Consider the following 12514-nt stretch of genomic DNA (forward strand, 5'->3'; position numbering starts at 1 on the left):
GTCAAACCGGGGAATGGGCGGCGATGGTATCGATAATCCGTTCCGACGCCAGTCCGTCGCCGTAAACATCGGCGCTATCCGCCAGCGGCCAACGGCCTTCCAAGGCGTCTATCGTAGAAGCGGTTATTTTATCGGGATTGGTTCCGGCCAAGCGAATCAGACCGGTGTCGAGGCCCTCGGTCCGCTCGGTCTCGTCTCGCAAAACCACGACGCGTTTACCCAGACTCGGCGCCTCTTCCTGCACGCCGCCGGAATCGGTCAAAATCAGTTCGGCGTCCGCCATCAGGCTGACGAACGGCAAATATTCCAAAGGCTCGATCAATTGAACGTTGGCGATACCGCTTCCCAGCAGCCTGTTTACCGTTTCCCTGACCCGTGGGTTCGGGTGCACCGGGTAAATAAAATCGTAACCGGGAAAATGGCCGGCAAGCTGCAATATCGCCGAGCAGATCGCCTCCAGGCCGGCGCCGAAACTCTCCCGCCGGTGGCAGGTGACCAGTACGTAAGGCCGGCGCTCAGACAAGCTCACGGCTTTCAAACCGGCCGCGTTCAATGATTTCGCCGCCCTGTCCTGCAACATCGCGTCGTCCGTCAAGCGCTTGACCAGGCCCTTCAAAGCGTCGATGCCGGTATTTCCGGTCACCAACATTCTGTCCGGCGGAATCCCTTCGGCCAGCAGGTTTTCCGCGGCGGACCGGGTCGGCGGGAAATGCAGCGTCGCCAATTCGGATACCAACCGTCGATTCATCTCCTCCGGCCACGGCGCATAGATATTGCCGGTTCGTAAGCCGGCTTCGACATGGGCTACCGGTACCTTCCGGTAAAAAGCCGCGAGTGCCGCGGCAAAACTGGTCGTCGTATCGCCCTGCACCACGACCCAATCCGGCCGGCAGCGGTCCAGACAATCCTGCATCCGCGTCAGGATATCGACGGTGATACCGGTCAGGGTTTGTTCGGCACGCATGATGTCCAAATCGAAATCGGCATGCAAGCCGAACAACTCCAACACCTGATCCGACATCTGCCGATGCTGGCCGGTGTTGCAGACCAGAAAATCGAATTGGCTCCGGTTTTTGCCGGCCAAAACCAAAGGCGATAGCTTGATCGCCTCCGGCCGGGTTCCCAAAACCACCAAAACCGTTTTTCCCGCTGCCATTACCGTGTCCAAACCCTGGAGAGCCGCCCCAGAAACCGTAGCTCATGGGTTTTACAAAACCGTACCGCCGGCAACTCGACCAATATGTAGCTCAGATAAGCCACCCAGGTCGACAGCACTGCCGCGCCCACAATAGCTATCAGATTGCCGGCGAAGGTCTGCTGGCGGCCGATCCAATCGAGCAACGAGTATCCGACCAGCGTGTGGTACAAGTAATTGCTATAGGAGACCTTGCCGAAAAACGCCAGCAAAGCCATCGAGAATCCGAATTGCAACAGTCCGGCCATCGCCGCAGCGCCGCCGAGAATATAGGCCATCGACCAAAGCGGATAGATGCCGTCGAACAAGGCAACGTTAAGTCCGGCCAACAAGGCGATCAAAGCCAACCTTAACAGGCTTCCCCCTGCCCAATCCGATTTCTCCGCCAAAAACACCTGAATACCGACAAAGAAAACCGGAAAATACGTCAACAACTGGCTGGCCTGGCCCCTAAGTAAAAACATCGCAGCATTAGCCAGAGTAAACAATACCGGTACCGCCAAAACGAAACGATTCTTTAAGAAATGAGAATACAAAGCGATAAACAGGTAAAACTTCACTTCGATCAACAGGGTCCAATATACGTTGCTGACATTGGGTAACCTGAACAGGTCGGACAGCATCGTAAAATTCGCCAGGTAGGTCGCATTGGAGTGACTTGCCAAACCGAAACCCAGTTGGCCGGCAACGAAAAACACCAGCAGGTTCAACCAATACGCCGGAAAAATTTTGAAAAACCTCCGGCATAGAAAGGGGCCGATATTGCAGCTCTGTAAACTCTTGAATATCAAGTATCCGCTGAGCAAAAAAAACACAATCACGCCGCCCCTGCCCATCGTGGCAAACGATGCAGCTAAATCTCCGAAGACCAAGCGCTGCGGCAGAAAATGGCCGCAAATCACCATCAAAATGGCAATGCCGCGAAAAAAATCCAGAGTTGCGATACGTTCGCCGCGTTGCGCCACGGCAGCCGGACCGCCGGCAAAACCGGCATTGGCGACAACAGCGTGGGCAATCGGCACAGAAAGACCAGGAAAACGGAGCATCGGCAAGGCCGGCGCTTAGCGTAGGCGTTTCAAAAAGCCGTCAGGGGCCACCGAAATCTGCAGTTTATGGTCCAGGCTTTTGTCGATCTCAAATTCGGGATGCGACTGCAAATATTGTCTGACCGCGGTTTTCGGATTGTCGCCCGGCCCCCAGGGACGGTCCGGGAACAGATCGGCCGGCATGTCTTCGACCATGGTATCGAACACCACGCAGTAACTGCCTACCGTCGTCAGCGGCGCGTAGGCTTCCAGCTCGGCCAGCACGTGCTCGTGGGTGTGGTTGGAATCGAGGCACACCAGAATCCGCTGCGAACCCTCCGCGCGCGCTTTGACCTCGGCCACGGTCTCCGGGGCGATGCTGGAGCCCTGGATCATTTCGATCCGCGAGCTCATCGGGTGGGCTTCGATCGCCGCCCGGTTATGGGCGCGAATATCGATATCGATGCCGATCACTTTACGGCGGAAATCGCGCAGATTCAGCGTCTGCTCGCCGGCTTCGATCGCTTCGGCCATGTCCAGCAACGCCAGCATCGATGCGCTGAAAATCAAGGATCCGCCGTGAGCGATACCGGTCTCGACGATCAGGTCTGGCTTCACCGACCAAATCAGCTCCTGCATCGCCACGATGTCCTGCGGGTATTGAATGATCGGCCGCCCCATCCAATCGAACTGGTAAGAATATTTGCCGGCTTGAGCGAAATTCATCCAGGCGCGTGTCAGCTGTTCGCCCGCATTGTTTGCCGCGAAAGCCTGGCGGATAGACTCTCTTTCATGCGCAAACTGTGTTACCGGATCCATCATTCACTCCCCTTCAATTCGTTAATTTTAATTCGGTAATCGGCAAGGCCGTCGCGGATCGATATCCGTGCGGCCCAACCGGTTGCAGCCAGCTTGTCCGCGCAGCCGACCAGCAGCAGCGGATCGTATTCGGCGACCGGCACGGCGCCGAATTCGACAGCCGGCACGGCTTCGAACAAACCGGCGCAGATCGCCACGATGTCCGCCAGCCGCATCGGTTCGCCCGAGGCGATGTTAAACGCGCCGGTCGCCGACGTGTTTGCCGCCAAATGGGCGAAAGCCGATGCGACATCGCTGGCGTGCAGAAAATCGCGAAACTGCCGGCCGTGGCTGCACTTTAAAACTTCGCCCCGGGCCATGGCCGAGAGCACCGACGGCACGAATCGCGCCGTCGGTTCGCCCGGCCCGTACGGCGTAAAAATCCGCCCCCACACCCAGTCAATGCCGTTGTCGCGGCAAAAACCTTCGGTAAATTGCCGGGTGGCATCCTTACACTTGCCGTACAGCGTTACCGGCGCAGTTGGCGTTTTGCCTTCGACGCAATAGCCGTAATTCCAGTCGTACTCGGCGCAGGTCCCGGCAATCACCGCCCGCTTACCGCCAAATTCTTTAAATGCCGCCAGCAAATTCGCCGTGGCATCGCACCAGGCAAAATTTTCGGCTGCGGTCCAGAACCGGCCGTGCTCGACGAACCAGGCCAAATGAATCAAGCACTCGGCTTCGGCTTGAGCCATCGCCTGCCTGGCTTGGCCGACATCCAACAAATCGGCCGGTAACCAGGTCAGGCCGGGCTGCGGCGCATGATCGGAACGCCTGGAAACGGCAGCCACCTGATGGCCCTGCGCCAGCAGGATCGACAACAGATAACGGCCAATGAAGCCGTCGGCCCCAGTAACCGCGATTCGCATTAGAGGACCGTTAACTCCGGCACGGCAATGGCGAAACGGCCGCCCCAATCCCGCAGGTAATCGAGTTGCGCAACAACTTCGCGCTGCAAATTCCACGGCAATATCAGCACATAATCGGGCTTGTCGCGTTGCAAATGCTGCTCATCCACAATCGGTATCCGACTGCCGGGCAGCCATTTGCCTTTCTTGGCCGGATTGCGGTCGACGACATAGGCAATCAGATCAGGCCGCACGCCGGCGTAATTGAGCAAGGTGTTGCCTTTGGCCGCTGCGCCGTAAGCCGCGACTTTCTTGCCGTTGCGGGCGGCGTCCAGCAAAAAGCTTAGCAGATCGTTCTTCAACGCATCGGCCCGCTTCTGGAATCCGGCGTAAAAAGCCACCCCGGCCATGCCGGCCTGAACCTCGCGCCGCAACAACTCGGCCACGGCTGGCTCGACCGGCTGTGCGCCGTCGGCGGTGCGCTGAACAAACACCCGCAAGCTGCCGCCATGGGTCGGTAATTCCTCGACATCGAATACCGTCAAACCGTTTTCCGCGAATATGCGCTGCACGGCGGTCAGCGACAGGTAGGAAAAGTGCTCGTGGTAAATCGTATCGAACTGGTTGCTTTCGATCAGATTCAGCAAGTGCGGGAACTCGAAGGTCGCAACCCCGACCGGCTTCAGCAACACCGCGAAGCCGCGGACGAAATCGTTAATGTCGGGGACATGCGCCAGCACATTGTTCGCGGCCATCAAATCGGCCCGGACGCCTTCCGCAACCAGCCGCTCGGCCAATTGCGCGCCGAAAAACGCCTCTACTATTCGCAAGCCCTTATCGCGGGCAGCTTGCGCAGTGCTCGCAGTCGGCTCGATACCCAGGGCGCCAATACCGCGTGCCTGCACATATTGCAACAAATAACCATCGTTCGAGGCCACTTCCACCACCAACGACCCTGCATCCAGACCGAAACGCCGGACCATCGCCGCGACGTAATTTTCGGCGTGCTGCAGCCAGGTCGACGAGAACGAGCTGAAATAGGCGTAATCGGCCGAAAAAAATTCGGCGCAATGGGCATAGTCCTCGGTCTGTACCAACCAGCACTGTTGACAGACCAGTACCCGCAACGGGTACCAGCGTTCCGGCGCATGCAAGGTTTCGGCGGTCAGATAGGAATTCGAAGGCGGCGCACTGCCCAGATCGATCAGCGGCAGAGAGAGTTCGGAACCGCAATGACGGCATTTCATAGCTCGATACCTTGAAAATCGGATGGTAGGTTTGAGTGTTGCCGGTCGCGCTCGGACATTTCGGTAATCGCCAACGGCCAGTCGATAGCCACTCTCGGCTCCAACGCATGCAACGCGCCTTCCGCACTCGGCGCATAGGCGGTGCTATGCAAATACAACAATTCGCAGTCGTCCTCCAAAGTCTGGAAACCGTGGGCGAAACCTTGCGGAATCAGCAGCGACTCGCGGTTATTAGCTGACAACTCCACGCCGTACCAGTGTAGAAAGGTCGGCGAACCGCTGCGCAAATCGACTGCGACATCGAATATCCGCCCGCCCAGGCAACTGACCAGTTTGGTCTCGGCGTGGGGTGGATACTGGAAATGCAGGCCCCTGACCGTACCGCGGCGGCGAGTCAGCGTCTGGTTGATCTGAACGATCGGTTCGGAAAAGCCGGCAGCGTTTAATTCGTCCGCGCAGAAAAACCGGGAAAAATAACCTCGGCTATCTTCCGAACAGCGCCGCCGAATCAATTTCAATCCGGCCAAAGGCGTCGCGACGACTTCAAATTGCGCCAAGACCGTCTCCATGCGGCGCTTGCCGGTAGTCCCGAATTTGTCCGGCGCTGAACTCGGCCATGTCCTCGCCGTTGCGCCAAGCTCGGTGCCAGGCGGCAGTTCTTTCGATGGCAATCTGCAAACGCCAGCGCGGTTGCCAAGCCAAACGCTGCCGGGCTTTGCTGCTGTCCAGGCTCAGAAAATGCGCTTCGTGCAGATCGCTGGGTTCTGAGCGCCAATTCAGAGTCGGGAAGCGCTTCGCCAATTCGCCCAGCACCCAGGCCACAGGCTTGGCGTCCTGTTCGTGCGGTCCGAAATTCCAGCCCTCGGCGAACGCCTCGCCATGCTCGAATAAATGCTCGGCCAACGCCAAATAACCGGATAGCGGTTCCAACACATGTTGCCAGGGCCGCGTCGCATTCGGTGCCCGAATCACCAATTCTTCGCCGCGGTCCAATGCACGCAGCGCGTCCGGAAGCAAACGGTCTTCCGCCCAATCGCCGCCGCCGATCACGTTGCCGGCACGGGCCGACGCCAAATGCACACCAGCCTGCGCCAGAAACGACGCCCGGTAAGCCGCCGTCACCAATTCCGCGCAGCCTTTGCTGGCCGAATAAGGATCGCGGCCGCCCATGGCTTCGTTCTCGCGGTAGGGCCACAGCCACTCGCGATTTTCGTAACACTTGTCGGTGGTCACGTTGACAACGGCGCGGACCGTGCTTTGCCGACGCACCGCCTCCATTAAATTTACCGTTCCCAGCACGTTGACCTGAAAAGTCTCGACCGGCTCGCGATAGGAATAGCGTACCAAGGGTTGGGCCGCCAGATGCAAGACGATATCGGGCCGGGCCTGGTCCAGCGCGGTCGCCAAAGCAGGTAAATCGCGAATATCCCCCAATACATGCGCGGCGAGCAGCGATTCCACGCCGGCCTCGACAAACAGCGCCGGTGCAGTGGCCGGAGGCAAGGCATAGCCATAAACCGTCGCCCCCAACGAATGCAACAGCATCGTCAACCAGGAACCTTTGAAACCGGTATGGCCGGTGACGAACACCCGCTTGCCTTGCCAGAATTCAGGATTCATGCCAAACCTTCCACGGTGCGGCCCCGGATTGCCACAACTCCTCGAGCTGATTCTTGTCGCGTAGCGTATCCATCGGTTGCCAAAAGCCGGCGTGTTCGAACGCCATCAGTTGGCTTTGCTGTGCCAAACGGGTCAATGGCTCGGCCTCCCAGTGGGTTGCATCGCCGTCGATGTATTCCACGCACTCGGGAGATAACACGAAGAAACCGCCGTTGATCCAGCCGCCGTCGCCTTTCGGTTTTTCCATGAAGCCTTTGACCCGGGTTCCGGCCAAATCCAAGGCGCCGTAGCGCCCGGCAGGCTGGACCGCGGTGACGGTGGCCAACTTGCCATGGTCTTGATGAAAACGAATCGCAGCGGAAATATCGACATCGGCCACGCCGTCGCCGTAGGTGAAACAAAATGCCGTTTCGTTTTGCAGATAGGCGGCGACCCGTTTCAGGCGGCCGCCGGTCATAGTGTCGTCGCCGGTGTCGACCAGTGTCACCCGCCAAGGTTCGGCGTAGCGGTGGTGGACTTCCATTTGGTTTTTTTGCATGTCGAAGGTGACGTCCGACATATGCAGAAAATAATTGGCAAAATACTCCTTGATGACATATCCCTTGTAACCGCAGCACACGATAAACTCGTTAATCCCATGCGCGGAGTATATCTTCATGATGTGCCACAGAATCGGCTTGCCGCCGATTTCGATCATCGGTTTGGGGCGGGAAACGGTTTCTTCGCTGATGCGGGTACCGAGCCCGCCGGCCAGAATGACTGCTTTCATGAATCAACTTTAAAAAGGTCGGCAGCCAATCGGCGGGGCTGTAACGGACGCACCATTTTATTTTTCAACGCGAGCGAGCTAAAGAAAAAACGGTGGATGATACACGATAGGCCGCCGGCTTTCACCTGCGAAATTTGTGGATTCCCAGGTCGGTCAACCTTCGGCCGGCTCGCGCTTGCGCAGTTCCTCGACCAGCGGCGCCACCTCGGCATAGCTGCCGATCGCGGCCAAGCGGCCGGCGTCCATCAAGACAATCTTGTCGAACCCAGGCAGAACGTCCCAGTTATGAGTCACCGCGACCACTGTTTTCTGAAAATCGGTCGCGCACAATTTTTCGAACAGGCGAGCCGACAATACCGGGTCCAAGGCGCTGGACGGCTCGTCGAGCACAACGATTTGCGGGTCGTGGTACAAGGCGCGGGCGATCGATATACGCTGGGCTTCGCCGCCGGAAAGCGCCACGCCGTCTCCGCCCAGGACCGTAGCCATACCGCGCGGCAAATTGCCGACCACGTCGCCGGCCAATGCAAAATCGGCGACCTCACGGCAGCGCCGTTGATCGATGGCATCGGCCGGAATGCCGAACGCGATATTCTCGGCAACCGAGGCACCCAAGATCAGCGGCGCTTGCGGCGCGTAGCCGACCAATTCGGTCGCCCATGACAATCGTTGATCGGCAAGTTCGATCCCGTCGATCGCGATCGTTCCGCTTGCAGCCGGCACCAAACCCAGGATCAAATCGAGCATGGTGGTTTTGCCGCTCCCGGAAACACCGACAATCGCCACCTTTTCGCCAACAGCGATTTGCAACGACACGCCGGCAAGCGCCGGGCTATCGCTGCCCGGATAGGTATAGGCCACATTTTCGAAGACGATGCTCCGGCCGAAGTGCTCTATCCTGGTGACACCCGCCGTCCGCGCCCTGGCTTCCGCCAGACATTGGCCGAGATATTCGACCGCAGCGGCATTGAATTTCAGAATACTCAGACTGGCGTAAACCTGCTGCAAATTCGGCAGCAGACGGTAGCCGGCGTAAGCGAACAAGGCGATGAACGGTACCAGCGAAAGGTATTCGCCGCCGCTCCAGGAACGGTAGATCGGCAAGGACAGCAACATCGAAAATGCCAGCAGTTCTATCAGGTATTTGGGAACCATCGGATAAACCCTGGAAACCTGATCGGCATGATGGTACTCATCCAACCAACCGCAAACGCCGTCAACAAAGTAGTTCAGATTGCCGCGTACCAACACCTCCTTAGCGGAAGCGAACAGATCGGTGGCCGCGCGGGTGGCATTTCCGGTAGCGTGCAAAATCGCCTCGCCGGCTCCGGCCATTTTCTTTCGCAACACGCGAAAGAACAACGAGTACATGATGATGGCCGCTAACCCGAAAACCGCGGAAAACAACGGCGAGACCAAAGCCAGCAGCACAACGACCAAGGCAACCTGAAAGGTTTTACTGACGATCAGGCACAATTGCAGGATGCCGCCCGACACCGCTCTATCGATTTCTCTGACCACGTAATTGGCATGAATCGTCGGGTTCTGCGACCGCAAAAACGGCAAGCCCCTGGCGAAAAAGCTCAGCGATAATTCGCCGGCCAATCTGACACCCAACTGCGCCGAAAACCGGATCGACAACCACATCGACGCTAGGCCGAGCAGATTGCCGAACACGAACAAAAACAGTACGACCAGACCCACCACGTGTACCGGTATCTGCTCCAACGGTACGGGACTGACCAGCGCGAACAACTGGCCGGTCGAGGACTTGGCCAGTGCCGCCGGATCGGACAACAGGGCGACAAACGGCATGATCGAGGCTACGCCAAGCATCTCGAACACGCCCAACAACAGATACAACGCGACCAGACCAAAAAACCGCCGATGCCAATCTTCCGGAATGATTCTGAAAACCAGCATCAAAAAGCGCATTTTTGCTCCTTAAAACGACAGCCCATCGGCTCGCTTCCTCGATTAGCGTTTAAAGATCAACGCTTGCCCGGTAGGCAACGGCAGCAGCGTGCCTTCCTTGCCTTTCAACCATTGCAGGATTAAATTGCGGGTATCTTCGTAACCGGCCCAGGCATAATCGTCGAACAACACCACCCCGCCCGAAACCATGCGCGGCCAAAAAAAGTCGAGCGCGGCAATGGTCGGCGTCGCGGAATTCAAATCGATATGTATCCACACAATCGCCTCGGGATTTTCCGATTGGGCAAACGATTCGGGGATATAACCCTTGTTGAAGCGAACCCTATCGCCAAACTTGGCCAGATTGGCCCGAGTGACATCGACATTCAGGTAGCCGTATTCCCCCTGATTGGCTTTCTCGCTATCCAACAGCAAATCCCCGCGCATCGCCTCCCAAGCATCGTACAAATAAGCGCCCCAATCGTTACCGCAGCCGGATGCGGCACTCAATGCAAAAAATGAAGTCAGACCGTCGCAAACTCCGCATTCGACAAAATTATGCGTCCCGCGCGGCGCGTATTTGGCGGCAAAAGTGGCGCTCCAGAAGACGATGTAATGCCGCCACATCAACGAATTCAACATGCTCAACCGTTCGGCCGGCTTGAATTGGGTCAGTTTGAATCCGTCGTTTTTAACCAGTTCGGTTAACTGGCCGCAGGTTTCGTTGAAAGCCTGTTCTATGTCGCCCAGATCGGTCGCACTGCCCCACGGCGTATGGGTAAAGGTCGACATACCCCAACCCTGAAAAGTCGGGGTAAAGCCGACGCGCAACAATCTCCGCAAGAGTGGTGCATCGGCAAAAAAGTTTTCCACTTTTTGCTTCGACCCCGGATAGTTTGTATACAGCCAATCCTTGAATTTGGTTTTTACGCTCATTTCAGACCTTTCTCAGTGTGTTTAATCTTTGACTCAAAATCATGCCGAGCCGGCGGCAAAACAAATAACCCACCGCAACCGGCGAGAACATCACACCCGGCCAACTGGCGGCCGCATACGCGGCATAGGCAAACCGGCTCTCCATTTGCAGGTGAACCGAGACGTACATTAGAAACAGCAGCAGATGGCGCCAACCCAAACTCGGCGAATGCGGAAAAGGCGATCGGCCGCCGACGAAATGTACGGTATTTTCGCTACTGGCGTTGCAATATCCGCCCGAGCTCAACAGGCCGAAAATAAAGGCGTAACTGACGAAATTATATTCAAGAAACGGCCAAGCCACGGCCAGCTTCGGCGGTATCCGCCAAAAGCGTAACAACCCGGCCAATTTCCGGCCCAATGCGGTAGGAAACAGGCCATAAAAGACGGCGTCGGTGTCGAGACGAACGAAATTGGTCATCGCGGCCAGTCTGCCCAATGCCGTTTTCATTTCCTTCACCACTCGGTCATCGCCAGCTAAGTCGACATCGACTATCTCGCAACGGCCATAGGTCAAAGCCGCCCCGCTTTGTTCGGCTGTGGCCACTATATTTTCCAAATACTCTGCGCACCAATAATCGTCGTCGGCCAGCCAGATGAAATAGCGGCCGGTGGCGGCATTCAAGGCCGCCCGGAAATTAAAAAACGCCCCTTGGTTGACCCGATGGAACAGGCACTTGATGCGCGGGTCGTTAGCGGCAAATTCTTCGATAATTTGCCTGACCAACGGATCGGTACTGCCGTTGTCGCTAATGACAATTTCCACGTCGCGGTAGGTTTGCGAGGTCGCCGATTCGATGGCCCGTTTCAGCAACTCCGGCCGGTTATAAGAGACGATGCCAATGGAAACATTTGCCATCAACAAGCTCCTTGCCGGCTCGAAAATCTGCGGCCGCTGTTTTTGTCAGGGAATGGGCTGAATGTTATCGAGTGCATACGGAAAGACGATAGACGGCTGTTTGTTCGCAGAACAGGTTCCAGGACTCAGAAATCAATGGCATAGGCTGGCGGTCAAGCGATAGCACGGGAAAATATGCGAGGCAAATCCCTGTTTGAATTCGGCGATCCGCAGTTCCTTTTCGCTGGGCGGCGGCTGATCGCCGGGATAGGGCCGGGCGCCGATTTTGTACCAACGGACGCCTCGGCTTTTCATTTCTTCTATGGCCCGGTATTGCACGGCATGCCCCAAAGGTTTGTCGAATAGCGCCCTATCGTAGGCAGCCACCGCGTATACGGCTTCGTCGCGGGTCACCTGAAAAAAGCCGCCGCCGACCATGCGTTGCGCGCCGTCGCGCAGGTACACCAGAAACGCATCGCCGGACGCGACGGCTGCGTGCTGCAAGCGCCAACTGTCGTCGCTGCGCGTCACCCTGCCGGCGACCTCACGATGCAGATTTTTGAATTCGTCCCAGACCCGATCGTCGCGGCCGTCAAGAACCGCAATCTGCCACAGTTTGGCACCCAACGACACCAACGGCCGGTAACTCTTGCGAAAGCCGGACTTAATCTCGGCAACGGAACGATGTAAATCGATAAACAATTCGTAGCTGCAGGTAACGGTGGCACCGCGGCACAAAGCCAAGTGCTGCCATTCGCTGACACTGGACTGATTTTCGAATGCAGCCAGCGACTGCCATTGGCCGATATCAAATTTCCTCGCCAGCGTATCGACGAAATCCAGGCAACTTTGCAACAGCTTTTTTCTGACGTTTGGCGTCAGCCCGGCAACGAACAGCGGCGGCAACAGCGCATCGCCGTTGCTACCGAGACGCACGCCATCGGCAACGACAAAGCTCAACGGCCAGATACCGCAGGGATACTTGTCCTGGTAAAGCACGAGGGATAGGTCGAATAGCGGTTGTCCGCTGCCGCGCCAATATGCCAACTGGTAGTCGATCATGGCCCTGCTATAGGCCACCGGCAGATATTCGGCACGCACGGCCGCGTTACACCAATTGCCTGGATTTTCTGAATACGGCCGGGCCGGCAAATTCGCCGCCGCCAAAGCTTCATCGAGATCGAAAGTTAAACGATCCAACCAAGGTTGTTCGATTTCCGCCATT

At 57.2% G+C, this 12514-nt stretch carries 12 protein-coding genes; all 12 read right to left on the minus strand.

The window, feature by feature from the left end:
* Window position 1 precedes the first annotated feature (1 nt).
* A complete protein-coding gene (gene wecB / locus C2U68_RS04680) occupies window positions 2-1156 on the minus strand; it encodes a non-hydrolyzing UDP-N-acetylglucosamine 2-epimerase (RefSeq protein WP_140911356.1) in 1155 nt (384 codons plus the stop codon).
* On the minus strand, window positions 1156-2241 hold the full coding sequence (locus C2U68_RS04685) for an acyltransferase family protein (RefSeq protein ID WP_140911357.1): 1086 nt from the start codon (window positions 2239-2241) through the stop codon (window positions 1156-1158). Before C2U68_RS04685 ends, wecB begins: the two co-directional genes overlap by 1 nt.
* Window positions 2242-2256: 15 nt before the next feature.
* Window positions 2257-3042 carry a cephalosporin hydroxylase family protein gene (locus tag C2U68_RS04690; RefSeq protein ID WP_222101865.1) on the minus strand — a complete coding sequence of 262 codons (786 nt, stop codon included), beginning with the start codon at window positions 3040-3042 and terminating at the stop codon, window positions 2257-2259.
* Window positions 3039-3947 (minus strand): NAD-dependent epimerase/dehydratase family protein, encoded by a 909-nt coding sequence (locus tag C2U68_RS04695; protein ID WP_140911358.1) that lies wholly within the window; start codon window positions 3945-3947, stop codon window positions 3039-3041. The genes C2U68_RS04690 and C2U68_RS04695 overlap by 4 nt, the downstream gene beginning before the upstream one ends.
* Entirely contained in the window at window positions 3947-5173 is a 1227-nt protein-coding gene (locus tag C2U68_RS04700; protein WP_140911359.1) for a class I SAM-dependent methyltransferase, read from the minus strand. Before C2U68_RS04700 ends, C2U68_RS04695 begins: the two co-directional genes overlap by 1 nt.
* Window positions 5170-5730, minus strand: coding sequence for a dTDP-4-dehydrorhamnose 3,5-epimerase (rfbC, locus tag C2U68_RS04705; protein WP_186289497.1), 561 nt, complete (start codon window positions 5728-5730; stop codon window positions 5170-5172). The genes C2U68_RS04700 and rfbC overlap by 4 nt, the downstream gene beginning before the upstream one ends.
* Complete coding sequence (rfbG, locus tag C2U68_RS04710; RefSeq protein WP_140911361.1) at window positions 5717-6793, minus strand: CDP-glucose 4,6-dehydratase; 1077 nt, start codon at window positions 6791-6793, stop codon at window positions 5717-5719. Before rfbG ends, rfbC begins: the two co-directional genes overlap by 14 nt.
* A complete protein-coding gene (gene rfbF / locus C2U68_RS04715) occupies window positions 6783-7562 on the minus strand; it encodes a glucose-1-phosphate cytidylyltransferase (protein WP_140911362.1) in 780 nt (259 codons plus the stop codon). Before rfbF ends, rfbG begins: the two co-directional genes overlap by 11 nt.
* 153 nt (window positions 7563-7715) lie before the next feature.
* Window positions 7716-9497 carry an ATP-binding cassette domain-containing protein gene (locus C2U68_RS04720; protein ID WP_140911363.1) on the minus strand — a complete coding sequence of 594 codons (1782 nt, stop codon included), beginning with the start codon at window positions 9495-9497 and terminating at the stop codon, window positions 7716-7718.
* Between the two features lie 42 nt (window positions 9498-9539).
* The gene (locus tag C2U68_RS04725; RefSeq protein WP_140911364.1) at window positions 9540-10412 is read right to left on the minus strand and encodes a class I SAM-dependent methyltransferase; all 873 of its coding nucleotides are present in this window, start codon (window positions 10410-10412) and stop codon (window positions 9540-9542) included.
* A gap of 1 nt (window position 10413) precedes the next feature.
* A complete protein-coding gene (locus C2U68_RS04730; RefSeq protein ID WP_140911365.1) occupies window positions 10414-11310 on the minus strand; it encodes a glycosyltransferase family 2 protein in 897 nt (298 codons plus the stop codon).
* Window positions 11311-11442: 132 nt separating this feature from the next.
* Window positions 11443-12513: a FemAB family protein gene (locus tag C2U68_RS04735; RefSeq protein ID WP_140911366.1), complete on the minus strand. Its 1071-nt coding sequence runs from the start codon at window positions 12511-12513 to the stop codon at window positions 11443-11445.
* Window position 12514: the final 1 nt, after the last annotated feature.

Source organism: Methylomonas koyamae (genome assembly GCF_006483455.1).
In the GTDB taxonomy this organism is placed as follows: domain Bacteria; phylum Pseudomonadota; class Gammaproteobacteria; order Methylococcales; family Methylomonadaceae; genus Methylomonas; species Methylomonas koyamae_B.

Bases quoted from the DNA above. Each gene is read 5' to 3' on its own strand.
- C2U68_RS04700 (WP_140911359.1), bottom strand. From the start codon at position 5,173: ATGAAATGCCGTCATTGCGGTTCCGAACTCTCTCTGCCGCTGATCGAT.
- C2U68_RS04695 (WP_140911358.1), bottom strand. From the start codon at position 3,947: ATGCGAATCGCGGTTACTGGGGCCGACGGCTTCATTGGCCGTTATCTG.
- rfbF (WP_140911362.1), bottom strand. From the start codon at position 7,562: ATGAAAGCAGTCATTCTGGCCGGCGGGCTCGGTACCCGCATCAGCGAA.
- C2U68_RS04685 (WP_140911357.1), bottom strand. From the start codon at position 2,241: ATGCTCCGTTTTCCTGGTCTTTCTGTGCCGATTGCCCACGCTGTTGTC.
- rfbG (WP_140911361.1), bottom strand. From the start codon at position 6,793: ATGAATCCTGAATTCTGGCAAGGCAAGCGGGTGTTCGTCACCGGCCAT.
- C2U68_RS04725 (WP_140911364.1), bottom strand. From the start codon at position 10,412: ATGAGCGTAAAAACCAAATTCAAGGATTGGCTGTATACAAACTATCCG.
- C2U68_RS04690 (WP_222101865.1), bottom strand. From the start codon at position 3,042: ATGATGGATCCGGTAACACAGTTTGCGCATGAAAGAGAGTCTATCCGC.
- C2U68_RS04735 (WP_140911366.1), bottom strand. From the start codon at position 12,513: ATGGCGGAAATCGAACAACCTTGGTTGGATCGTTTAACTTTCGATCTC.
- C2U68_RS04730 (WP_140911365.1), bottom strand. From the start codon at position 11,310: ATGGCAAATGTTTCCATTGGCATCGTCTCTTATAACCGGCCGGAGTTG.
- wecB (WP_140911356.1), bottom strand. From the start codon at position 1,156: ATGGCAGCGGGAAAAACGGTTTTGGTGGTTTTGGGAACCCGGCCGGAG.
- C2U68_RS04720 (WP_140911363.1), bottom strand. From the start codon at position 9,497: ATGCGCTTTTTGATGCTGGTTTTCAGAATCATTCCGGAAGATTGGCAT.